General features: G+C 72.8%; 17 protein-coding genes. 15 read left to right on the top strand and 2 right to left on the bottom strand.

Translation table 11 applies throughout. The features are described 5' to 3' along the window. Positions 1 to 217 precede the first annotated feature (217 nt). The 14 genes from M1P99_RS09465 (at position 218) to M1P99_RS09400 (ending at position 21,194) form a co-directional block, all read left to right on the top strand. Complete coding sequence (locus M1P99_RS09465) at positions 218 to 4,714, top strand: hypothetical protein (RefSeq protein ID WP_304452284.1); 4,497 nt, start codon at positions 218 to 220, stop codon at positions 4,712 to 4,714. Continuing rightward, positions 4,711 to 5,184: a hypothetical protein gene (locus M1P99_RS09460; protein ID WP_304452283.1), complete on the top strand. Its 474-nt coding sequence runs from the start codon at positions 4,711 to 4,713 to the stop codon at positions 5,182 to 5,184. Before M1P99_RS09465 ends, M1P99_RS09460 begins: the two co-directional genes overlap by 4 nt. A gap of 28 nt (positions 5,185 to 5,212) precedes the next feature. Next, positions 5,213 to 5,548 (top strand): hypothetical protein, encoded by a 336-nt coding sequence (locus M1P99_RS09455; protein WP_304452282.1) that lies wholly within the window; start codon positions 5,213 to 5,215, stop codon positions 5,546 to 5,548. A gap of 61 nt (positions 5,549 to 5,609) precedes the next feature. Continuing rightward, positions 5,610 to 6,257 (top strand): hypothetical protein, encoded by a 648-nt coding sequence (locus M1P99_RS09450; RefSeq protein ID WP_304452281.1) that lies wholly within the window; start codon positions 5,610 to 5,612, stop codon positions 6,255 to 6,257. A gap of 189 nt (positions 6,258 to 6,446) precedes the next feature. Continuing rightward, on the top strand, positions 6,447 to 6,743 hold the full coding sequence (locus tag M1P99_RS09445; protein WP_304452280.1) for a WXG100 family type VII secretion target: 297 nt from the start codon (positions 6,447 to 6,449) through the stop codon (positions 6,741 to 6,743). A 401-nt stretch (positions 6,744 to 7,144) separates the two neighbouring features. Then, complete coding sequence (locus M1P99_RS09440) at positions 7,145 to 11,545, top strand: FtsK/SpoIIIE domain-containing protein (protein WP_304452279.1); 4,401 nt, start codon at positions 7,145 to 7,147, stop codon at positions 11,543 to 11,545. A gap of 102 nt (positions 11,546 to 11,647) precedes the next feature. After that, positions 11,648 to 13,300 carry a serine/threonine-protein kinase gene (locus M1P99_RS09435; RefSeq protein ID WP_304452278.1) on the top strand — a complete coding sequence of 551 codons (1,653 nt, stop codon included), beginning with the start codon at positions 11,648 to 11,650 and terminating at the stop codon, positions 13,298 to 13,300. A 34-nt stretch (positions 13,301 to 13,334) separates the two neighbouring features. Beyond that, positions 13,335 to 13,760 (top strand): spore-associated protein A, encoded by a 426-nt coding sequence (locus M1P99_RS09430; protein WP_304452277.1) that lies wholly within the window; start codon positions 13,335 to 13,337, stop codon positions 13,758 to 13,760. Between the two features lie 204 nt (positions 13,761 to 13,964). Then, positions 13,965 to 15,917: a methylmalonyl-CoA mutase family protein gene (locus tag M1P99_RS09425; protein WP_304452276.1), complete on the top strand. Its 1,953-nt coding sequence runs from the start codon at positions 13,965 to 13,967 to the stop codon at positions 15,915 to 15,917. Further along, positions 15,914 to 18,196 carry a methylmalonyl-CoA mutase gene (scpA, locus tag M1P99_RS09420; RefSeq protein ID WP_304452275.1) on the top strand — a complete coding sequence of 761 codons (2,283 nt, stop codon included), beginning with the start codon at positions 15,914 to 15,916 and terminating at the stop codon, positions 18,194 to 18,196. The genes M1P99_RS09425 and scpA overlap by 4 nt, the downstream gene beginning before the upstream one ends. 34 nt (positions 18,197 to 18,230) lie before the next feature. Then, entirely contained in the window at positions 18,231 to 19,268 is a 1,038-nt protein-coding gene (gene meaB / locus M1P99_RS09415) for a methylmalonyl Co-A mutase-associated GTPase MeaB (protein WP_304455641.1), read from the top strand. A 296-nt stretch (positions 19,269 to 19,564) separates the two neighbouring features. Next, positions 19,565 to 19,936: an STAS domain-containing protein gene (locus M1P99_RS09410; RefSeq protein WP_304452274.1), complete on the top strand. Its 372-nt coding sequence runs from the start codon at positions 19,565 to 19,567 to the stop codon at positions 19,934 to 19,936. 246 nt (positions 19,937 to 20,182) lie between these two features. Next, positions 20,183 to 20,368, top strand: coding sequence for a hypothetical protein (locus M1P99_RS09405; protein ID WP_304452273.1), 186 nt, complete (start codon positions 20,183 to 20,185; stop codon positions 20,366 to 20,368). 55 nt (positions 20,369 to 20,423) lie between these two features. Then, complete coding sequence (locus tag M1P99_RS09400; RefSeq protein ID WP_304452272.1) at positions 20,424 to 21,194, top strand: alpha/beta hydrolase; 771 nt, start codon at positions 20,424 to 20,426, stop codon at positions 21,192 to 21,194. Positions 21,195 to 21,459: 265 nt separating this feature from the next. On the opposite strand, the gene M1P99_RS09395 is transcribed toward M1P99_RS09400, so the two are convergent. Both M1P99_RS09395 and M1P99_RS09390 read right to left on the bottom strand, forming a co-directional pair. Beyond that, on the bottom strand, positions 21,460 to 22,050 hold the full coding sequence (locus tag M1P99_RS09395) for a hypothetical protein (RefSeq protein ID WP_304452271.1): 591 nt from the start codon (positions 22,048 to 22,050) through the stop codon (positions 21,460 to 21,462). A 20-nt stretch (positions 22,051 to 22,070) separates the two neighbouring features. After that, positions 22,071 to 22,454 (bottom strand): hypothetical protein, encoded by a 384-nt coding sequence (locus M1P99_RS09390; RefSeq protein WP_304452270.1) that lies wholly within the window; start codon positions 22,452 to 22,454, stop codon positions 22,071 to 22,073. A gap of 208 nt (positions 22,455 to 22,662) precedes the next feature. On the opposite strand from M1P99_RS09390, the gene M1P99_RS09385 reads away from it, so the two are divergent. Beyond that, positions 22,663 to 23,646: a LacI family DNA-binding transcriptional regulator gene (locus M1P99_RS09385; RefSeq protein WP_304452269.1), complete on the top strand. Its 984-nt coding sequence runs from the start codon at positions 22,663 to 22,665 to the stop codon at positions 23,644 to 23,646. Positions 23,647 to 23,727 lie beyond the last annotated feature (81 nt).

Genomic DNA, 23,727 nt, shown 5'->3' with positions numbered 1-23,727 from the left:
GCTGGGGGGAGGATGCCGCGAATCTCCTCCCGGTTCGGGGGAACCCAGTGCGCTCCGGGAGCATCTGTTCACTCGCGGGCATGGGAGTCTATGATGTCGGATTCGCACGGCGCCCAAGGCCCCGGGCCCTGCACAACCCTCACACGGATCGGACCGCACCGTCGGTGTGCCGCCTGCCCCGCGCCGATCCGGGACCTGGAAAGCGAGCACTCGGGACGTGGCGAAGCAACCGCGCGACTACCTCAGGTGGGACCTCCTCGACCGTACCGAGGACCCCGTCCCGTGGTCCGTCGGTGATGTCCGCTCGCTGAAGGACTTCTACGAGAAGCTGGCCGACGCGGCCGACCAGGCGGCCACCGACATGCGGAGGCTGGAGGGCGACAAGCTCGGCGAGGGCGACACCGTCTCCGCGCTCAAGGAGCTCGTGAACGAGCTTCCCAAGCACTTGGACAAGGCCCAGGACGCCTACGAGGGCGGCTACAAGGCCTTGGACAAGTGGATGGGGGCGCTGGAGCAGGCCAGGCGCGAGAGCGCGGTCGTCGCCAGGCAGGCGTCGGACGCCTACCTCGCGCTGGAGGACACCGAGGCCTGGAAGGAGAAGGTCGACGGCGACGACCCCGTCCGCGACGCGCACATCCGCAGGCTCGACTCGGTCCTGAGCGACATGAACGTGGCGGCGGAGGAGTGCAAGAACGCCCTCGACGAGGCGAAGCAGGGCAACCCCAACGAGCTGTGGGGCTGGCTGGACGCGGTCGTCACGTGGGTGGAGGAGAACCCGCTCATCTACGCGGTGGCCATGGTGGTCGTGGGCCTCGCGGCCATCTTCATCCCCGGCCTGGGCATCGCCCTGGCCCTGGCGGCGCTTTCGATCAGCGCGGCCACCCTGCACCGGGAGGGCAAGCTCGGCTTCAACCCGGAGTCGCTCTTCACCCTCGGCATGGACGCCGTGGCACTGATCCCGGGCGGCGCGCTGCTCAGGGGCGGCCGTGCGGCGAGCCGGGCCGTGGGCGCCGCCGCCACGCGGGTGCCGGGACGCGTGGGCAGCCGGGTGACGAGCGCGGCCACGGCGGTCCGCAACTCCGGCGCTGCCCGCACGGTCACCAGCGCGGCGGGACGGGTCAACCGCGCACGCAACGCCGTCACCAGCACCCGGACCGGGAACATCGCCTACAGCGTGACCCGGGACACCTCGGCGAGCTTCGCCGCGTCCGTCAGCACGCAGATGATCGTCGACGGGAAGAGCCTCAGCGAGTTCGGCGGGGAGGGCTGGGGCCACGAGATCGCGACCGCCTTCGCCACCAGCGTCGCGGGCGCGACTGTCAGTGCCGTCAAGGCCGGGCCCACCCCGGTCGCGGATCCCGGCGGTGGTGCTGCCGACCCGGTGACCGTGCCTGACGGCGGTGGTTCGGACAGCGGGCCGACGCCCGACGGCGGTGGCCCGGACAGCAATGGGGCACCCAGCACGAGCGGATCCGCTGCCACGGCCGGTGGCCCCGACAGCGGTGGCACGCCCGACAATCCCGGCACGCCCGACTCCAGCAGCGGGACGCCCTCCGGATCCTCGGAGCCGACGCCGGACTTCGGCGACGCCTCGACCCCGACCCCATCCGGAGCGGGTAACGGCCCGCAGGGTTCGACCACGCCCGAGTTCAGCGATGCCTCCGGCCCACAGACCACGGCATCACCGAGCGGCGCGAACGACGGGGGCGACCCGACCCCCCAGTCCAGCGATGCGTCGCGCTCACCGGACACCGCGACCGGTGACGGCCCGCAGGGTTCGACCACGCCCGAGTTCAGCGACACCCCGAGTACGCGTGACGCCGACGGTCCGCGCGGTGAGGGTGGCGATTCCACCCGGGAGGAGCCCGCCCCGACGGCTCCGTCCGGGGGAGTGGGAGACATCCACCGCGCCGGCAACCGACCGCTGAACCAGCCGGGAGACCTCGACGCGGCCGGGTCGCCCCGAAACCAGTCCGGGCCCCCCGACACGGCCGACTCCTCCCGAGGTCCGAACTCCGACCAGAACCGCAGCCCTGACCAGAGTCCGGACCAGCGGGGATCGCAGACCCCTGACGGCTCCGCGCAGCACCGGTCCGGCGACGACACCACCACCGCGGACCCGTCGAACGGGTCGAGTCCCGACACCGCGCGCCCGGGCGACGGGCACAGCACGCCCCGGCAGTTCGGCCCGGACCGCGGCGAGTACTCCACCACGCGCGGCCCGGACGGCGAGCGGACGGTCAACTACCGCTACTCGGGTTCCGGCGAAGGCGGCCGGGACTTCACGATGGACGTGAGCCGCGACGGTGTGAACGTCGGCGGCTCCACCGTGCGACGCACCGACGACGGCTTCGGCGTGACCGCTCCGGACGGGTCGTCGGCCACGACCGGTCGACACGGTGAGGGCTCGGTCGACCTGACCGGGCCGGGAGGCCGACCCGGTGCCTCCTATCGGGACAACGAGGTCACCGTGCCCACCGGGGGCGGTGACGTCACCGTGTCCCGGAACCTCCCGGCGTCCCCGGACGGAGCCGACGGCCCCGCCTCCTCCACCCGAGGCCCTGGCCGCCCCACCCTTCACAACGACGACGGCCCCACCATCCGTACCGGCGATGGCCTCTACGTCACCCGTGTGGACGATGCGGGCCAGACCAGGATCAACCACACCGGCGACGGTCCCGTCGACCTCCGCTTCGACGGTCAGGGTCCGGAGATCACCAGGCCCGCCCCGGACGGCTCGGCGTCCTCGGCGCCCCGAACCCGGGTCAGCGATCCGGTGACCGGCAGGACGACGGAGATCGGGGTCGACGGCTACCGAGTCGACACCCCTGACGGGACCTCCCACTCCTACGACCGGGGCACGGACACCGTCTCCGTGGATTCGGGCGGCACGCGGGTCGAGGCCTCGCCCGGCTCCGTTCGCGTGTCCGACGACTCCCGGGGCGTCGACCTGTGGCAGTCGCGTGACGGAGTCGGCCAGGCGCGCGGCGCCGGATCCGACGCCATCGTCCGCGGCGACGGCAGCGCGGAACTCCGAACCAACAACGCCACACTCGCCCCTCGCGCCACCCAGGACGCCCAGGGCAACGTCACGATCGGCGACACCAGGACCTCACCCGGCCAGGTTCGGACCGACAACGGCACGGACGTGCGCATCGCCGCGGAGAACGGGGTCGTCACGGTCCAGGTCCGCGGCGACGACGGCATGACCCGCGTCTACGACACCGAGGGCCGACCCATGGGCCCCTACCCGCCGCTGCGCCCGGACCCCGCCACCGGACGGCCCTCCGTGGTGACCGACGGGACGCGGGTGACGCTCACCCCTGGTTCGACTCCGGGACCTTCGGGGTATCCGGCCCCGGCCCTGCGGGTCGAGACCGCCCAGGGGTGGACCGTGACCACGGGGACGGACGGCGAGGTCTCCGTCCGCACGCCCGCGGACGGCCGCGGCGACTCGCTGGAGATCAGCCGCCTCCCGGACGGATCGACCGGGATGCGCTCCGGGGACCACAGTGTCGCCTCCACCCCCGGCGGCCAGGGAGCCGACACCCCGTCGAGGGTGGAGGCGCACGGCCCCGACGGTGTGCAGGCGGGCACCACGACCGGCGACACGTACGTCAGCGACGGCTCGACCAGGACGGACGTCCGGACCGGTCCCTCCTCCGGTCTGGGATCGGGAACGACCAGAAGCGCGACGGAGCCCTATGGCCCCTACGCCGGCCAGGACGGTCGGGGCGGCCGGGTCGAGACCGGGGACGGGATCACCGTTCGGACCAGTGGCGACGAGGTCCAGGCCGACGTTCCGCACCGCGACGAGGACGGCGGCGCGCGCACGGTTCGCAACGGGGACCGCACCATCGAGGCCGGAGCCGACCGCACGAGCATGAGCGGGCCCGACCCGGACAGCGGGCGGCCCGCCTACCGCCCGGGTGAACAGGCCGGGGACGCCGGTCGCGTACCGCCGGGCTGGCGCGTGGGCGCGGACGGCGACTCCATGAGCGGCCGGACACACCCGGAGCACGAGATCAACGTGTCGCGCGATCCGAACCGCCTCGCACGTCCGTTCAGGGACGCCGACGAGGTCGCGTTCCGCTCCGGCGACGTCGACGGGCGGCGGACGCCCTCGGGCCGGACCGAGATGACCGACGGCCAGGGCAGCAGCATCCGGGACGGCCGCGGCGGCGTCCGGGTCGACGGCGGCGACGGGCGTCCCGACCTGCGCATCACGGACGACCACGTCCGGGTCACCGCTCCCGACGGGTCGCAGCAGCGTGTGGACATCCCGGACCGAAGCGACGGCTCCGGTACCACGCGACGGCGGACGGCACGGCGCCCCCGCGTACCAGTGACGGGACCACCGCCCCGCGTCAGGACGCCGAGCCCGGTGGACCGCACCGGGACGGTGACGGCGGTGCCCCCCGTCAGGGCGGCGACTCCGGTGAGTCGCGCCGGGACACCGACACCGACACACCCGACCGGTCGGCCCAGGACGGGTCCCGTCCTGGCGGCGACGACGGCCGGCGTACGCCCGGCGACAGGGACGAACCCTCCGTTCGCGCGCTTCCGAACACCCGGCGCGCGGCCCTGGAGGGCATCCCGTTCGAGGTCGCCAAGAACGCCCTCAACCTGGTCACCGGGCTCGGGGCCGACATGTTCCGGGTCTGGGCCGACCTCTGGGTCAACCCGGAGAACGGTCTCAATCCGGACTTCATGAACGACCCGAAGTACTGGTCGCAGGTGGCCATGCAGATCGGTACGGCGATCCCCAAGGGCGCGGCCGAGGCGCGGTACGGCGGTGACGCCGGTGTGCCCGGCGAGGGCCTCGGCGGCGACATCGCCGGATTCCCCCTGGAGTTCGCCCACCAGCACTCACGCAACAACCTGCGTGACGCGTACATGGAGGAGTACCACCCGCCGGGCCCGGAGGGCCCCGAGGACATCTGGGAGGAGATGGAGGCCACGGACGAGGCCGAGGCGGAGCAGGGGCGCGCGCAGGACATCCGACGTGAGATCAAGGTCCTGGACGCGATGCTCTCCGACGACATGTCCGCTGAGCTCCAGGGCAAGCGCGACGAGATGTCGCCGGAGCAGCGCCGGACCCTCGACCGCTTCCTGGAGGGCGCGGAGGAGGAACGGGACCGGCTCCGCCGCGAACTCGACGTACTGGGGAAGGGCGGGAACTGATGCCGCATCACTGTGAGGGGAGCGCCTGATGGCCAGGGTCGTGAGGATCGACATGGACGCCGTGATCGAGATGCAGAACTCCCTCGTGCGGATCGTCAACTCCTTCGCCAACGAGGACGTCGAGAGTCCCGAGGAACGGGCCGAGGACATCGGCCCCGGCAACCTCGTGGACAAGGCCAAGGACTACGGCAAGGACTGCAAGAAGAACTACGAGCGCCAGTCCGAGGACCTGAACGCGCTGCTCAAGGCGCTCACCCCCGTCATCGAATCCTTCCAGGAGGCCGACGAGGAGCTGGGCAAGAGCCTGACCGACGACAAGGGCTCCGCGCCGCCCCGTTCCGGCCCCCCGAACCAGGCCGTCTGACGACCGGCCTGCCTGACGACCGGCCCGTCCTGCGCCGCGGACCGACGAGGAGGACCACCTCATGCCGTACCTGTTCGAAGAGGACGTCCCGAAGACGGACATCATGTTCGACATCGACATCCCCGAGACCTGGATGGAGTACGACCTGTCCGGTGACGCGCTCGCCGGCCTGCGGGCCCAGGCCCTGGAACGGCACGGCAACCGTCCCGAGGAGACCGAGGCGCTCAACGAGCTGTTCACCGACATCGCCAACGTCACCAGCGACGCCACCGGGTCGGGCATGCTCTCGGCCGCGGGAGCCTTCGAGGAGTACGACGACGGCTTCTTCATGGCGACCGTGTGCGTGTTCGCGTTCCCGGCCGGCAAGGGGGAGCAGACCCTCGACCCCATCCGCCTGGTCGAGTACATCCACCCGGACTCGGCCACCGCCCGCGAGGGCACCTGGCTGCGCAAGACCTCCGTCGACCTCACCGAGCAGGGGATGGGTCAGTGCGGGCGCATCTACGGCGTCACAGACCACGACACCGACGAGGCCATCATCCGGTCGGTGGTCATGCACACGGCCTTCGAGTACGCCGACCTGAACAAGCGGATCCTGGTCAGCTGCACCAGCCCGAACTCGCGGGAGGCGGCGGAGGTGCTGGACCTCTTCGACGCCATCACCGGGACCGCGCGCTTCTGGGAGCGCGAGGTCGTCCCCGGGCACTGACCCGAACGTGATCAGTGGTAAACACTGTGGCACCAGGAGCGAACCACCACACCGCCGGACGTATCCACCACAATGGATGGCCGGACAGGCCCTGGGCCCTGGACCCCGCCGCCTCGGACGGAGACCGCCGGCCAGGACGGTCGGCCCGGCCACGCCCGGTCCACCCGACGGACACATGAGGAGAGACACATGCCCGCCTACAACGTCGACAGCGACAAGACCGAAGAGACCTCGGGCTCCCTCACCCAGGAGTTCAACGAGTTCACCGAGCGGCTGCAGGGCATCAAGAACAAGGTCGACGCCCTCATCTCCGACGGCTACAGCACCCCCGCCGCCGAGAAGCACTTCCGGCCGTTCTTCGAGGACTTCAACAGCGGCTTCGAGGACGTGAACAACGGCCTGGAGGGCATCGCCAAGTACATCAAGCAGGTCGGCACCACGTTCGGCGAGACCGACGAGAAGCTCGGCGAGGGCCTCAAGGGCTAGGCGGGTGCTCGGCGGACACCCGCACTCGGCCGGGTGCGGCTCCGGCGGTGCCGGAGGTGCGCCCGTGGGGGCGCGCGGGACCCCACGGGCCCCGGCCGGTGACCGGGTCACCGGGGGACCGGGGACCGCGGTGGCGTCCGTGGCGTGACCGCCCGGGTCCGACCGTGTCTGCCCGGGGCCGCTCCGACCGCCCGGGCACCGGCAGTGCCGCCGGCCCGTTCCCGACCGGTCGGTGCCCGGCCCACGCCCCTCGGTGGCCGCGCCGCGGACCACCCCGGCCACCCCCCGCCGCGCCGTCCCCGGCCACCCCCGCCGCGCCGTCCCCGGCCGCCCCGCCCCGCGCCGTACCGGCCGCGGTGCTCTCCCGCCTCGATCCCAGACGAACCGGAAGCAGTCCCACCGTGCGCCTCCTCTTCACAGCGACCCCCGCCACCGGTCCGGCCGTGAACGCCCCGGACGGCTCCGGTCCCGTGGCCTCCTCGCCGCTGCGCCTGGACATGCTCGTCGACGCCGATCCCAGCGCGACGGTGCGACAGCTCGCGGACGTCGTCGACCCCATGGTCCGGACCCTGCCGCGCGCCGACGGCCAGAGCGTCCCGCTCTACGTCGGCGACCGGCGCATCGACCCGTCCACCTCGCTGGCCGACGCCGGCATCCTGGACGGGTCGGTCATCGGGGTCGGCGGCCCCGCCGAGGTCAAGGACGAGCCGCCCGGCGTCGTGGAGGTCCGCGTCGTCTCCGGTCCCGACGCCGGACGCGTGGCCCGGCTCGACCCCGGCGACTACCTGGTCGGCGACCACGAGAGCGCGGCGCTCGTCGTCGACGCCGACGGCTACTGGGCGCGCGTGCGTGTGGCACCCGACGGCAACGTCACCATCCTGTCCACCAGCAGCGGCGACGGCGGATCGCTGGAGGGCGACCGCGTCGCCCCGGACTCCGCCTGGCCGCAGGGGGAGCAGCTCACCCTGGGCGGCACCCTCTTCGAAGTGTGGCCCAACCACCGCCCCGACGCCTCCGTCGTCCCCTCCGAGGACGGCACCGGCCTGGACTACAACCGGCCGCCCCGCCTGCACCCGGCGCCGACCAAGACCAAGTTCAAGCTGCCCAGCAGGCCCGAGCAGCCGGACCGGCCGATCGCCCAGCTCCTCATGATGATCCTGATGCCGATCACGATGGCGGTCGGCGGCGCGCTCATCATGAACCGGCCGCAGATGCTCCTCATCGGCCTGCTCGCCCCCGTCTCCGTACTGTTCATGCAGCTCATGCAGCGCCGCACCACCAAGGCGCGCTACGAGAAGCAGCTCCAGGAGTTCGAGGAGAAGACCGAGCGCGTCACCAGGGACGCCCGCGACGCCCTGGTCGCCGAGCAGCGGCGGTTGCGCGACACCTGCCCCGACCCCGCCGCCGTCCTGCTGCTGGCCACCGGTCCGCGCTCCCGACTGTGGGAGCGCCGCCAGGTCGACGAGGACTTCACCCGGCTGCGGGTGGGCACCGGCAGCATCCCCTCCCAGGTCGTCCTCACCGACCCCGAGAAGGACGACCACCGCAGGGAGGTCACCTGGGACATGCGCGACGTCCCGGTGAGCGTCTCGGTCAAGGACAACGGGGTCGTGGGCGTGGCCGGCCGCGGCGAGGGCGCCCAGGCGCTGGAGCGCTGGCTGGTCGCCCAGCTCGTCACCCTGCACAGCCCGGCCGAGCTCCAGCTCTACCTGCTGTCCATGGAGGGAGACCACAACCGCTGGCGCTGGACCCGCTACGTGCCGCACCTGCGCGGTGACCTGCCCCAGCTCTCGCTCGGCAGGATCGGTATCGACGCCACCACGTGCGCCCGCCGCATCTCCGAGCTCCTGATGATCCTGGAGAGCCGCACCAAGGCCCGCAACGACGCGAGCGCCGAACCGGCGATCGTGGTCGTCCTGGACGGCGCCCGCCGGATCCGCTCCCTGCCCGGTGTCGTGCAGCTGCTGCGCGAGGGCCCCGAGGCGGGCATCCACGTCCTGTGCCTGGACGCCGAGGAGCGGCTGCTGCCGGAGGAGTGCCAGGCGGTCGTGAGCATCACCCCGCACGGCATGCGCCTGCGCCGCACCAGCTTCGACAACGTCGAGGACGTGCGCGCCGACGTGCCCTCCGCCGCCTGGGCGGACCGGCTGGGGCGCGCCCTGGCCCCGGTGCGCGACAGCAGTGTGGGCGAGAGCGGCGGCCACCTGCCGCGCAGCGCCCGCCTGCTCGACGTCATCGGCCTGGAACCGCCCAACGGCGAGGCCATCGCCGCGCACTGGGCGGGCGGAGGCCGCAGCACCGTCGCCACGCTCGGGATCGGCCTGGACGGCGCGTTCTCCGTCGACATCCGCCGCGACGGCCCCCACGCGCTCATCGCGGGCACCACCGGTTCGGGCAAGTCCGAACTGCTGCAGACCCTCGTGGCCTCGCTCGCGGCGGTCAACCGGCCCGAGTCGATGTCCTTCGTCCTCATCGACTACAAGGGCGGCAGCGCGTTCAAGGACTGCGTCGCCCTCCCGCACACCGTCGGCATGGTCACCGACCTCGACACCCACCTGGTGGGACGCGCCCTGGTCTCGCTCGGCGCCGAGCTCCACCGCCGCGAGCACATCCTGGCCAAGGCGGGGGCCAAGGACATCGAGGACTACCTCGAACTCCTGGACCGCGACCCGCGGATGCCGCAGATGCCCCGGCTCATGCTGGTCATCGACGAGTTCGCGTCCATGGCGCGCGAGCTGCCGGACTTCGTCAAGGGCCTGGTCAACATCGCCCAGCGGGGCCGTTCCCTGGGCATCCACCTGGTGCTCGCCACCCAGCGCCCCGGCGGCGTGGTCACCAACGACATCCGGGCCAACACCAACCTGCGCATCGCGCTGCGGATGACCGACGAGAGCGAGAGCCGCGACGTCATCGACGCCGCCGAGTCCGCGCACATCGCGATCGACACCCCCGGCCGGGCCTACGCCCGGCTCGGCCACGCGTCGCTGCTGCCCTTCCAGTCCGGCCGGGTGGGCGGGCGCCGGATCGTCGCGGCCGCCGACGCCTCCGATCCCGTCGCCCACGCGGTGAAGTGGTCGGACCTGGCCCTGCCCGCGCCCACCGCCGCCGCCGACCAGCAGGAGGGCGGCGACGTGGAGGTCACCGACCTCACCGCGCTGGTGGAGGCCGTCAAGGAGGCGACCGAACGTGTCGGCGCGCGCCGCCAGCCCAGCCCCTGGCTGGAGGCCCTGCCCACCGCCCTGACCCTGTCGGAGCTCCTCGGCGGCCGTCCCCCGGCGGTCGAGCCCGGCCGCGTACGGCCCGTCCCCGTCGGCCTGATCGACGTGCCCTCCCAGCAGCGCCAGTACCCCTACACCTTCGACCTGGCCAGGACCGGACACCTGCACGTGATGGGGTCGGGCCGCACCGGCCGCTCCCAGACCCTGCGCACCATCGCCGCCTCCCTGGCCCTGGGCCACCATCCCGGCGACGTGCACATGTACGGGCTGGACTGCGGCAACGGCGCCCTGCTTCCGATGGAGCGGCTCCCGCACTGCGGGGCGGTCGCCCAGCGCACCCAGGGCGACCGGGTCGTGCGGCTGCTGGGGCTGCTCGGCGAGGAGCTGGACCGGCGGCAGAAGCTGCTCGCGGCGCACGGCTGCGCCGATCTGGAGGAGTTGCGCGCCAAGGTCGGCCCGACCGAGCGGCCCGCCCACATCGTGCTGTTCATCGACCGCGTGGACGCGTTCGAGCAGGCTTTCGGCGAGTACAACTACGGCGCGCTCGTGGAGGACGTCACCACCCTGATGCGTGACGGCGCGGGTGTGGGCGTGCACGTGGTCGCCACCGGCGACCGCATCCTGACCCGCACCAAGTACTCGTCCACGACGGAGGACCTGCTGGTCCTGCGCTGCAACGACCCCGGCGACTACAGCTCGGCCGGGCTCCAGGCGCGCTCGCTGCCCGAGGAGATCCCGGACGGCCGGGCCTTCCGCGCGTCCGACCACCTGGAGGTGCAGATCGCGCTGCTGACCAAGAACCTCCAGGGCGCGGCGCAGGGTGCTGAGGTGGGCCGCATCGCCGACTTCGTGGCCCGGCGCCCGCAGCCCGAGGGCCTGCCCCGGCCCTTCCGCGTCGACGTGCTGCCGGACCAGCTCTCCTACGCGGACATGGGCCGCTATCGCTCTGGGCGGCCGCGACCGCTGCACGCGCTCGTGGGCGTGGGCGGCAACGAGCTCAACGCCGTCTCGGTCGACCTGTCGCGGATCCCCACCTTCCTGGTGAGCGGGCCGCCGCAGTCCGGCCGGTCCAGCATGCTCACCACCATGGCGATGTCGCTGCTGGAGGCGGGCACGGAGCTGCTGCTGGTGACTCCGCGCGGTTCCCGCCTGACGTCCCTGCGCTCGCATCCGGGCGTGCGCGCGGTCGTCGACGCCGCCGAACCCCGGCTCTCCCAGCTGCACGAGGCGCTGGGCAGGTTCGAGGCGGACACGGCCGTGGTGATGATCGACGACGCCGAACTGCTGCTCCAGAGCGACCTGGGCAAGGAGTTCACCCGCATCGCCCGCGGCATGGTGGGCGAGGGCTGGGGCATCGTCGCCGCGGGCACCAACGAGGCGCTCCAGGGCGGGTTCAACGGCTGGCACGTCCACCTCAAGCGCAACCGCATCGGTGCTCTGCTGTCGCCGCAGTCGCAGTCCGACGGCGAGGTGCTGGGGCTGCGGCTGCCCAAGGGCGTGGCCGGTCCGCGGCTCACACAGGGGACCGCGTACCTGCATCTCGGCGACGGCCGGGTGCAGCAGGTAAGGGTGCCGATGCCGTGATCCGGCCACCTCGTTCGCCCGATTCGGGGCGCTACCATCCAAAGGCTCCCTCGATGACGTTGTGCCTCACCCCCGCCCGTCGCCCACCAGGATCTGTTCGCCGTGAACCCACACCCTTCCTCCGTGACGCTTCCGGCGTCCGCCACCGACCTCACCTCCACCGACCCCGCCCGGATCGGCCCCTACCGGCCGATCAAGCGGCTGGGCTCGGGTGGCATGGGCGTCGTGTACGCCGCCCAGGACCCCGGGGGCGAGCTGGTCGCGGTCAAGCTCATCCACCCCGAGTACGCGTCCGACGCCGAGTTCCGGGCCCGGTTCGCCCGTGAGGTCGATCTGCTGCGCACGGTGGGCGGCGCGTGCGCCGTTCCACTGCTCAACGCGGACACCGAGGCCGAGCGGCCGTGGCTGGTTACCCCGCTGATCCGCGGCATGACGCTCAGCGCCTACATGCGCAAGTTCGGGGCCCTCGACGAACGGCTGCTGATCGGGCTGGCGGCGGGTGTGGCCGAGGCGCTCGCCCAGATCCACGAGGCGGGCATCGCGCACCGCGACCTCAAACCCGCCAACATCGTCCTGTCACCCGACGGACCGCGTGTCCTGGACTTCGGTGTGGCGCGGGCCGTGGACCAGACGGCGCTCACCCGCACCGGGTCGGTCCTGGGCTCGCCCGGGTGGATCAGTCCCGACCACTACCGGGGCGCCCCGCCCAGCACCTCCGACGACATCTTCGCCTGGGGCGCGCTCGTCACGTACGCGGCCACCGGGCGCCCGCCCTTCGGCGGCGGGGACCCGGCCGCGATCGCGCACCGGGTGATCAGCGGCGAGGCGGACATGGACGGGTTCTCCGGCCCGCTGGCCGACCTGGCCGGGCGCGCGCTCGCCAAGGAGGGGGAACAGCGGCCCACCGCTCTGGAGCTCGTCACCGGGGTCGTCGCCGCGAGCCACCCCGGGCACTCCTTCGCCCCGGTGACCTCCGCGGAGGCGGCGGGCGGCGTCACGGGCGCGCTGGTCGACAACAACTGGGAGGGCGTGCAGGCCGCCCCCGAGCGGGAGTTCGCCGTCACCGCGGTCCGCAAGGAGCGCAACGCAGGACGGATCCTGGCACTGGCGGGCGCGGGTGTGGCCGCACTGGCGCTGATCGCCGGTCTGGGCTTCGGCGGCGTGGCGCTGGCGCGCAACTGGGACGCCCTGCCGATCGCCTCCTGGTTCTCCACCGACGTGGCTGAGGGCGGTGAGGCGTCCGGTGACGGGGACGCGGGCGAGCAGCGCCGCCCCGGTCCGGTCGGCCAGGAGCCCACCGAGGACGCCTCACCGTCCGAGAGCCCCTCCGAGGAGCCTTCGGAGGACGCCTCGGAGGGAGAGGAGGACGAGGACTCCGGTGACGGTTCCGGCGGCGAGGAGACCACCACGACGGCCACCGTCGGCGCCGGGGTCAGCGCCGGCGGCTCGCGCCCCTCGGGCGAGTACGTGGTGGCCTTCCAGCCCTCGGGCGGATCGGGCCGGTTCGCGCGCCTGGACGGCGCCACCGTGCTGTGCGCGTGGAGCTTCTGCCAGGGGAGCCAGAGCGGTGAGGTCGGCGACGGCAGCGCCGGGACGGTGTCCTCCAGCCCGCAGGCCCTGACGGGCTACGCGAACGCGGGCAACCGCACGGTGCTGGCCGAGGTCACCTACACGACCGACGATGACGGCACCGTGACCATCACCCGCCTGGTCGAGCGGCACCGGGCCTCCGGCAGCGGCTCCACCCCCTGGTAACGACGGACGACCGATGAACACGAACAGGACTGACATGCTGAGGACCTCCGCGCACCGGGCCCCGACCAGGATCGTCCCGGCGCTCGGCCTGGCGCTGAGCCTGGCCCTTCTCGTGGTCGTGGCCGATCCCGAGCCGGTGTCCGCGGCCTCCTACGGCGGTCAGTGCGGCAGCGGGTACTCGAAGGTCAACGAGGCCCCGATCAGCGGCGGCACCATCTTTCTCACCTACAACTCCTCGTCCGGCAAGAACTGCGTGGTCGTGGTGCGGGACAGCACCGGCGCCGGGATGAACATGCACGCGGCGCTCAAGACCAGCGACGGCACGTCGTGGCAGACCGACAAGGGCGACTTCACGCAGTACGCGGGCCCGGTCTACCTCCCGGCGGCGGGCACGTGCGTGGACTGGGGCGGCCAGATCGGCAACGAGTGGGTCGTGCGCACCGGCACCAACTGCAGTTAGGGCGTCCTGCGCGGCGACGCGCCGTGGCGCGCGGGGAGCGGGCCGTCCCGCCCGCTCCCCGGGCCCGGGGCGACACGGCGGCCGGGACGAGGCGTTCGAGTCACCGGCTTCCTCGGGCACGAGGGGAAACGGCGGCGGATCAGGGTGCGTCGCACCACACCCCGGCCACCCGTGACCGAACGCGATTCTCTACCATCTCGAAGTATGGACGTTCCTGAGAGCGGAGCCGGCGGAGCCGCGGCCGGTCCCAACTGGGCCGAGGGATTCCCCGAGCCCTCCTACGAACAGTGGCGCGCACTCGTGGCCGGGGTGCTGCGCAAGAGCGGGATCGCCGAGGAACGGCTCGCGGAGGAACCCGAGTCCGTCCTGGCCGCACCCACCTACGACGGCTTCGACATCGCCCCCCTCTACACCGCGGCCTCGCCCGGCACGGACCCGGGCCTGCCAGGTCAGGCCCCCTTCCTGCGCGGCTACCGGCCCGGCGGGCACGCCCGCGACGGGTGGGACGTGCGCGCCCGCCACACCGACACCGACCCCGCCGTCCTGCGGCGCCGCCTGCACGACGACCTGATGAACGGCGTGTCCTCGCTGTGGATCGCGGTGGGCTCCGCGCGGGCTCCCGCCGACGGCGCGTCTGCGCGGGCCCTGCCCGCGACCGCACTGGGTGAGGCCCTGACCGACGTCCACCTCGACCTGGCCCCCGTGGTGCTGGACGCGGGCGCGGACTACGCCGAAGCGGCCGAGGCACTGCTGGGCGCGCACGCCGACGCCGGGGTCCCGGACGGGCGCGTCATCTCGCACCTGGGCATCGACCCCCTGACCACCGCCGCCCGTGCCGGGGAGGGGCCCGACCTGGCCGACCCGGCCCGTTTCGCGGTCGAGTGCGCGCAGGGCCGCCCCGGATTGGGGCTGGTGGTCGCCGACGGCACCCTGGTCCACGACGCGGGGGGTTCCGAGGCCCAGGAGATCGGCTTCGCCATCGCCGCCGGGACCGCCTATCTGCGGGCCCTGCACGGGGCCGGACTGGATCTGGCCGAGGCGGCCCGGCGGATCGAGTTCCGGCTGGCCGCCAACGCCGACCAGTTCAGTGTGATCGCCAAGCTGCGCGCCGTGCGCGGGATGTGGAACCAGGTACTGCACACCTGCGGTGTGGCGGCCGAGCACCGCACGATGCGGCTGCACGCGGCCACGTCGGCGGCGATGATGACGCGCCGTGACGCGCACGTGAACATGCTGCGCACCACCGTGGCGTGCTTCGCCGCCGGTGTGGGCGGGGCCGACGCGGTGACCGTGGCGCCCTTCGACTCCGCCGTGGGGCTGCCCGACGACTTCGCGCGCCGGATCGCGCGCAACACCCAGTCGCTGCTGGTGGAGGAGGCACACCTGGCGCAGGTCATCGACCCGGCCGGGGGGTCCTTCTACGTCGAGTCGCTGACCGGCGAGCTGTACCGGGCGGGCTGGGCGTTCTTCCAGGAGGTGGAGGGCGCGGGCGGTGCGGCCGGGGCGATCGGCTCCGGGCTGCTGGCCGAGCGCGTGGACGGGGTGTGGGAGCGGCGCCGGAAGGACCTGGCGCACCGCCGCGCCCCCGTGACCGGGGTGAGCGAGTTCCCGCACCTGGACGAGGTGCCGCTGCTGCGCCCCGCCGACCCCGCGCAGCGGCCTCCGCGCGGATTCGCGGTGCGGCGCTATGCCCAGGACTTCGAGGAGCTGCGCGACCGGGCCGACGCCCAGGCGGGCGACACCGGCCACCGGCCGACGGTGTTCCTGGCCACGCTGGGTCCGGTCGCGGCCCACACCGCGCGGGCCTCCTTCGCCACGAACCTGTTGGCGGCCGGGGGTATCGCGGCGCACGAGCCGGGACCGCTGGAGGGGGCCGAGGCGGTCGCGGAGGCGTTTGCCGCCTCGGGCAGCCGTATCGCGGCGATCTGCTCCTCGGACGCGGTCTACGCCGACCAGGCCGAAACGGTCGCGCGCGCGCTCAAGGGCGCGGGCGCCCGCCGGGTGCTCCTGGCCGGTGCGCCCCGTGACGCCTACCGGGAGGCGGGGGTGGACGCCTTCGCCCACCGGGGCTGCGACGCCGTCGCGCTGCTGAGCGACCTGGCGGACGTGATGCTCACCGACCCCGGCACCCGACTCACCGAGAGGGCGAGCTCATGACCCAGGACCACCGACCCGAGTCCGGGGCGATCCCTGATTTCTCCACCGTCGAGGCCGACCCGCCCGCACCCGCCACAGACCGGGACACCGCCGACGCCGCCAAGGCGGCCGAGTGGCGGGCGGGGGTGGAGGCCGATACCGGCAAGGCCGCCGACGCCCTGGAATGGGAGACCCCCGAGGGCATCGGCGTGCGGCCGCTCTACACCGCCGCCGACCGCGAGGGTCTGGACTTCGTCTACGGGCTGCCCGGGCTGCCGCCCTACCTGCGCGGCCCCTACCCCGCCATGTACGCCAGCCAGCCCTGGACCATCCGCCAGTACGCCGGGTTCTCCACCGCCCAGGAGTCCAACGCCTTCTACCGGCGCAACCTCGCCGCGGGCCAGAAGGGCCTCTCGGTCGCCTTCGACCTGGCCACCCACCGCGGCTATGACTCCGACCACCCCCGGGTGGCCGGCGACGTGGGCATGGCCGGGGTGGCCATCGACTCCATCTACGACATGCGCCAGCTCTTCGACGGGATCCCGCTGGACCGGATGAGCGTGTCCATGACCATGAACGGCGCGGTGCTGCCGGTCCTGGCGCTGTACATCGTGGCCGCCGAGGAGCAGGGGGTGGCGCCGGAACAGCTGTCGGGGACCATCCAGAACGACATCCTCAAGGAGTTCATGGTCCGCAACACCTACATCTACCCGCCGGGCCCCTCGATGCGGATCATCTCCGACATCTTCGCCTACACCTCCCAGCGGATGCCGCGGTTCAACTCGATCTCGATCTCGGGCTACCACATGCAGGAGGCCGGGGCCACGGCCGACCTGGAGCTGGCCTACACCCTGGCCGACGGGGTGGAGTACATCCGCGCCGGGCAGCGGTCGGGGCTGGACGTGGACACCTTCGCGCCCCGGCTGTCGTTCTTCTGGGCGATCGGGATGAACTTCTTCATGGAGGTCGCCAAGCTGCGCGCGGCCCGGCTGCTGTGGGCGCGCCTGGTCAAGGACCTGGGGGCGGGCCGGGACAAGTCTCTGAGCCTGCGTACGCACTCGCAGACCTCGGGGTGGTCGCTGACCGCCCAGGACGTGTTCAACAACGTGGCGCGCACGTGCGTGGAGGCGATGGCCGCCACCCAGGGCCACACCCAGTCGCTGCACACCAACGCCCTGGACGAGGCCCTGGCGCTGCCCACCGACTTCTCCGCCCGCATCGCCCGCAACACCCAGCTGCTGCTCCAGCAGGAGTCGGGTACGACCCGGGTCGCCGATCCGTGGGGCGGGAGCTTCTACGTGGAGCGCCTGACACAGGAGCTCGCGGCCAAGGCGTGGGAGCACATCCAGGAGGTGGAGAAGGCGGGCGGGATGGCCGCCGCGATCGAGGCGGGCCTGCCCAAGATGCGCATCGAGGAGGCGGCGGCCCGCACCCAGGCGCGGATCGACTCGGGGCGCCAGCCGGTGATCGGTGTGAACAAGTACCGGCCCGACACCCATGACGAGATCGACGTGCTCAAGGTCGACAACTCCAAGGTGCGCGCCGAACAGTTGGAGAAGCTGGCACGGCTGCGCGCCGAACGCGACGAGCCGCGCGTGCGGGCGGCCCTGGACGCGCTCTCGGCCGCGGCGGAGGGCGAGTCGACCGCGGACGCGGCCCTGTCGAACAACCTGCTGGCGGCGGCGGTCGACGCGGCCCGGGCCAAGGCGACGGTGGGGGAGATCTCCGATGCGATGGAGAGGGTCTTCGGTCGGCACGCGGGCCAGATCCGGACGATCCAGGGCGTGTACCGGGACGAGGCGTCCTCGGGCGCGGACACGGCCGGAGTGATGGAGCGGGTGGCCGCCCGGGTCGACGCCTTCGCCGAGAACGAGGGGCGCCGGCCGCGGATCCTGGTGGCGAAGATGGGCCAGGACGGGCACGACCGGGGGCAGAAGGTGATCGCGACGGCGTTCGCGGACCTGGGGTTCGACGTGGACGTGGGTCCGCTGTTCCAGACCCCGGCCGAGGTCGCCGCCCAGGCGGTGGAGTCGGACGTGCACGTGGTCGGGGTGTCCTCGCTCGCGGCCGGGCACCTGACGCTGGTGCCCGCGTTGCGTGAGGAGCTGGCCGCGCTCGGGCGCGGCGACATCATGATCGTGGTGGGCGGAGTGATCCCCCCGGCCGACTTCGAGGCCCTGCGGCGGGCGGGTGCGGCGGCGATCTTCCCGCCCGGCACGGTGATCGCCGAGGCCGCCATCGACCTGCTCGACCAGCTGGAGGAGCGTCTGGCCGGTGACGGGCCGCAGGAAGGGGAGTGAGCACGTGACCTCGGTGCGCCGACGCGGGCGGCCGGTGGACGTCGACGCCCTGGCCGAGGGCGTCCTGGCCGGTCACCGGCCCACTCTGGCCCGGGCGATCACCCTGGTGGAGTCCCGCCGGGCCGACCACGCGCGGGCCGCGCAGGAACTGCTGGTCCGCCTGCTGCCGTACACGGGCCATGCGCGGCGGGTCGGGATCACGGGTGTTCCGGGCGTGGGCAAGTCCACGTTCATCGACACCCTGGGCAGTCGGCTGACCGGGGCCGGGCACCGGGTGGCGGTGCTGGCGGTGGACCCGTCCTCGACCCGCACCGGCGGGAGCATTCTGGGGGACAAGACCCGGATGGCCCGCCTGGCCGTGGACCCCCGCGCGTTCATCCGGCCCTCGCCCACGGCGGGCACGCTCGGCGGGGTCGCCCGTGCCACCAGGGAGACCATGCTGCTGATGGAGGCGGCCGGTTTCGACGTGGTGCTCGTGGAGACCGTGGGGGTGGGCCAGTCCGAGGTGACGGTCGCCGCGATGGTCGACTGCTTCCTGTTCCTGACCCTGGCACGGACCGGGGACCAGCTCCAGGGCATCAAGAAGGGCGTGCTGGAACTGGTGGACGTGGTGGCGGTCAACAAGGCCGACGGTCCGCACGCCGACGACGCCCGCAGGGCCGCCCGGGAGCTGTCCCGTGCGCTGCGGCTGCTCCAACCGGTGCATCCGCAGTGGCGGCCGCCGGTGCTCACCTGCAGCGGCCTGACCGGGGACGGTCTGGACGAGGTCTGGGACGCCGTCGGGGAGCACCGCAAGGTGCTGGAGGGCGACGGCGGGCTGGCGGACCGGCGCGCGCGCCAGCGGGTCAGCTGGATGTGGGACCAGGTGCGCGACCGGCTCATGGACACCTTCCTGCGCGATCCGCGCGTGAGCGGACTCACTCCGGGCCTGGAGGCGGACGTGCGTTCGGGGGAGACGACGGCGACCCTGGCGGCCGACCGGCTCCTCGACGCCTTCACCCGTGGTGACGACACGGGGGGCGAGGGCACGGCCGGTGACCGTGGCGATGTTCATCGCGACAATGGTCGTTGAAAGTGTGATCCGGATGGGCGTGATGTCGTGAAATAACCCACGGTCAAGGGGGAATGACGGGCTATTCGGAGGGGGTTCGTGCCTCCGAGGCGAAATTTTCTTTCGAGATGCCATTTCCTCGAGGGCAGTTCGCTTATACCGTGTGTGTCCAACGACTGACCTGACCCTCGAACGCGAGCCTTCGAGGTCCGGCACTGTGGGAGTGCTGCCGGACCGGTGGCCGACGTTCGTCGGTCTGCGTATGGTGAACCGAAGGGACCCCTCACCATCACAACGTGGGGCCGGGAGGAGTGAACGTGCACAGGCTTGGGCTGAGCACGCGGGTCGAAAGCCACAGCGTGATCGTCGCGATCGCCGGAGAACTCGACATCGCGACCGCCGCCGACCTCCAGGAACACATCCAGTCCGCGATCGACGACCACGGACCGTGGCTGATCCTGGACCTGTCCGAACTGGACTTCATGGATTCGAGCGGTCTGAACGTCGTCATCAACGCCTACCGCACCGTGCGTGAGCTGCACGGTTCCCTGGCGTTGGCCGCGCTCAACGAACGCGTCACCAAGGTCGTCCGCCTGGTCGGCCTGCACCGACAGGTTCCGGTCCACCAGACCGTGGCCACCGCCGTCGCGGCGATGGACGCGCTGGAGGCCAAGCGCCAGGCCGGATAGCCTCCGGTCGCATGAGCCGGTTCCTTTCCCAGAGCCCCATCGACGTCTCCTGGGACCACAGCAGTCACTACCACGGTCACCTCCTCCGCCGGATCCCCGCACAGTGCACCACCGCGACGTCGGGTGCGGTGACGGGTCCGCCCGTCGCCCGCCAACGTCCCCCGGGGGTTGCGCGGGGGAGGGGCGCCACCCTCGACGGACGCGCTACGTGCGTAGTCCTTCCAGGGCCTGGCGGAACGTGGCCTGGTGGTGGACGCCGTCGGCGCGTCGGCCGACATGATCGCGCTCGCCCCTGCCCTGGAACGCCTGGCGGGTGCCCTCGCTCCCGGAGGCACCCCGGCCGTGCTCGGCCCCTACCGGGAAGAGGGCTGGGCCGATCTGGCCACGAGCCTGGCCGCGTGGGGCCCGGCTTCCGCGTGCGCCGCCTGCTGATGTGGCGCCACTCGCTGGTCCACACCCGTCCCGCCGCCGCGACGGGAACGTCCCGATGAGCCGCGGGACCGGCCGCCGCCGGGTCCTCGTCACGGTCCTCGCGGTGGCCGCAGCCCTCGTCGTGCTCGTCGCCGCGGCGTCCGCGGTCTGGCTCGCGACCCCCTACAGGGCCGAGGCCGACGCCCTGGCCGGGGCCCGCGCCCTGCCGGGAGTGCGGATCGAGGCCGCCGACGACGCCGTCGTCCTGGAACCCGAGGACGCCGCCTCCGGCACCGGGGTGGTGTTCTATCCCGGGGCCCGCGTGGAGGCCGACGCCTACGCCGCCTCATGGGCACCCGTCGTCCAGGCGGCCGGCGTCACCGTCGTGATCCCCCGTATGCCGCTCCGCCTGGCGGTCCTGGACCCCGACCGCGCCGACGCCGCCGTGGCCGAGCACGGCGGGGGCGTGGAGCGCTGGTACCTGGGCGGGCACTCGCTGGGAGGGGCGATGGCCGCCGCCCACGCCGGTGACGATCCGGCCTTCCCCCTGGCCGGGGTGGTGCTGTGGGGCGCCTACGCCACCGAGGGCGCCGGGCTGTCCGACCGCGACGACCTGCGGGTGCTCTCCGTGGCCGGCAGCGAGGACGGGCTGTCCGATCCGGCGACCATCGACGCCAACCGGGACCACCTGCCCGAGGAGGCCGCCATGGTGGAGATCGACGGGATGAACCACGCCCAGTTCGGCGCCTACGGCGACCAGGCCGGAGACGAGACGGCCACGATCGACGACCCCGCCGCCCGGCGTGCTCTGGCCGAGGCCGTGACCGGGTTCCTGGTCGAGCCCTAGGGCGTGTTCCGCGGATACTCACCCTGCTGCGCGGCGCCCCAGTACGACTCCCGCTGCGTTCTCATCAGTCGACAGCCACACCGGGATGCCTTCTTCTTCGGCCTTGCGACGGCCGCACCGGAACGCCGCTCGCGACGGGCGGCATCCACGGAACACGTCCTAGGGCGGGCCGTGCGGGCTTGGGGTGAGCGAGCGGTCGCCGGTCCCCTCTCCCGCACGGCGATGGGCGACGCTCGGTCCGGTCGTGCTCCACGGAGAACGCGGCCTAATCCGTGGGCGGCTGCTGGGGGCCGTCGGGGCGCTGCGGCGGCTGCTGGTAGGGGTTCCGCGGTCCAGTGGGGCTGCCCTGCTGAGGTTGCTGCGGCTGCTGGGGTCCCCCAGGGCCCTGGGGGACATGCTGCCCGTAGTGCCCCTGGAGTCCGGGATACGGCTGCTGCGCGGCGTATCCGTGGTCCGGTGCCCGGCCCGGCTGCGGGCCGTACCCTCCGGGGCCGCCGTGGACGGGTGCGGGTGTCCGCTGGGAGGCGTTCTGCCTGCCGCGTGCGCTCACCACACCGAGGACCAGCAGGAGGATCGCGACCAGCAGGACCAGCCGGGTCACGACGGAGTAGATCGAGGCCGCCCAGGCCGCCAGGCCCGGGGGAGCCACGCTGTTCGGGTCCAGCATGGGGAACGCGAAGACGTGCAGGTAGACGTTCCAGCCGATCGAGGCCAGGCCGAGGAGGACGAAGAGCGCCCCGCTGGTGCGGATCAGTCCCCTGCCGCTGGGGGCACCGCCCGCCCTGATGAGCGCGATGGCGCCCACGACGAGGAACGCGACCCCCGAGAGCAGGAGGGAGAAGATGATCGAGATCATGATGGGCTCCGGTGTCGGGATCAGAGCTGGGAGGGGCCGGGCCGGTACGGCTCGGCCGGAGCGTGCGGCGGGTGGGCGGGCCGCGGCTCGGTGCGGCGTCGGGTGGCGGCGAACACCAGAAGGATGAGTCCGGCGTCGAAGGCCGCGAAGAACAGGGAGTCGACCGCCCCGATGACCATCCAGGCGGTGGTCACGTCCATGGCGTTCGAGAACGCTGCCCGGATGGGCAGGGAAGCGGCCGCCAGGATCAGGAAGACGATCGAGGAGACGAGGATGAGTCCGCCCGCGGCGCCGGTCATCCCCTTGCGTCCGGGCGGCGCGGCGAACGCGCCGATCACGGTCGCGATGCCCGCGAGCACGAGGAAGGCGGCGCCGATGACGAAGGGAGCGTTGTAGAAGATCATGGACTCACGGCCTCCTGAGGGGCGGGAGAGCGGTGCGGTTCTGGGGCGGGGGCGGCCTCCGGGGCGCGCGTCAGACCCTAGCGTCCCCTCCTGAGCAGGTCGATGCCCTGACCGCTCGCGGCCAATGGACGGCCAGGGGGCGTTGCGCGAGCCTGGTCTCGTGCGTAACATCGCATCGAATCGATTCGATCACGGAGGGGATGGCACGGTGCGGATCTCCGACGTGGCCAAGCACGCGGGCGTGTCTCCGAGCACGGTGTCCTATGTCCTCAGCGGCAAGAGGTCGATCTCCGAGACCACCCGGCGCCGCGTCCGCGAGAGCATCGACGCCCTCGGCTACCAGCCGCACGCGGGCGCGCGCTCCCTCGCCAGCCGGCGCAGCAACGTCATCGCCCTCGTCATCCCCCTGCGCGAGGACGTCCACGTCCCGGTCGCCATGCGCTTCGCCGTCTCGGTGACCACCTCCGCCCGCTCGCACGACCACGACGTCCTGCTCCTGACCCAGGGCGAGGGCCCCGACGGCCTGCGCCGGGTCGCGCGCGGCGCCATGGTCGACGGCGTCATCGTCATGGACGTGGAGGCCGACGACGCGCGTGTGCCGGTGCTGCGCTCGTTGGACCTGCCCTCCGTGCTCATCGGAGTTCCGGAGGACGTCGAGGGCCTGACCTGCGTCGACCTCGACTTCGCCGCGGCCGGTGCCGCCTGCGTGCACCATCTGGCCGACCTCGGGCACACCGACATCGCCTTCGTCGGCCAACCGCCCTCGGTCTACGAACGGCGCACCGGTTTCGCCGAGCGCACCGTCGCCGGATACGAGGCGGCCGCCCGCGAGCGCGGCGTACGCGCCACCCTGCACCCCTGCTCTCCGGACACCGCGCGGGAGGTCGCCGTCGGACTCGTCCGCGACCGCCCCGCCCTGACCGGGCTCATCGTCCACAACGAGCCCTCGGTCGTTCCGCTGCTGGACGCCTTCCACGAGCTCGGCCGCACGCCCCCGGAGCTGTCCGTGGCCGTCATCGGTCCGCCCGCGCCCGTCGTTCCACCGCTCACCTCGGTCGATCTGCCCGCCGAGGCGGTCGGGTCCCGGGCCGTGGAGCTGCTGATGGACAAGATCGACGGCGTCGGCGGTACCGGCGTGACCCTCCTTGAGCCGAGGCTGACCCCCGCCGGAAGCACCGCCCCACGCACCTGACACCCCCGTTTCCCCAGGCCCGACGATCCGCCCGACCCGACACCCCGTTGTCGAAGCGCTTCGACAACACCAGCCCCCCAA

It is taken from the genome of Nocardiopsis sp. YSL2 (assembly GCF_030555055.1).
GTDB lineage: Bacteria > Actinomycetota > Actinomycetes > Streptosporangiales > Streptosporangiaceae > Nocardiopsis.
The sequence above is the reverse complement of the archived record's forward strand: the minus strand, read 5'-3'. Positions and strand labels throughout refer to the sequence as shown.

Coding starts and splice junctions, on each gene's coding strand:
- scpA (WP_304452275.1), top strand. CDS start 15,914: ATGACCCAGGACCACCGACCCGAGTCCGGGGCGATCCCTGATTTCTCC.
- M1P99_RS09425 (WP_304452276.1), top strand. CDS start 13,965: ATGGACGTTCCTGAGAGCGGAGCCGGCGGAGCCGCGGCCGGTCCCAAC.
- M1P99_RS09395 (WP_304452271.1), bottom strand. CDS start 22,050: ATGATCTCGATCATCTTCTCCCTCCTGCTCTCGGGGGTCGCGTTCCTC.
- M1P99_RS09400 (WP_304452272.1), top strand. CDS start 20,424: ATGAGCCGCGGGACCGGCCGCCGCCGGGTCCTCGTCACGGTCCTCGCG.
- M1P99_RS09430 (WP_304452277.1), top strand. CDS start 13,335: ATGCTGAGGACCTCCGCGCACCGGGCCCCGACCAGGATCGTCCCGGCG.
- M1P99_RS09450 (WP_304452281.1), top strand. CDS start 5,610: ATGCCGTACCTGTTCGAAGAGGACGTCCCGAAGACGGACATCATGTTC.
- M1P99_RS09390 (WP_304452270.1), bottom strand. CDS start 22,454: ATGATCTTCTACAACGCTCCCTTCGTCATCGGCGCCGCCTTCCTCGTG.
- M1P99_RS09445 (WP_304452280.1), top strand. CDS start 6,447: ATGCCCGCCTACAACGTCGACAGCGACAAGACCGAAGAGACCTCGGGC.
- M1P99_RS09460 (WP_304452283.1), top strand. CDS start 4,711: ATGAACGACCCGAAGTACTGGTCGCAGGTGGCCATGCAGATCGGTACG.
- M1P99_RS09455 (WP_304452282.1), top strand. CDS start 5,213: ATGGCCAGGGTCGTGAGGATCGACATGGACGCCGTGATCGAGATGCAG.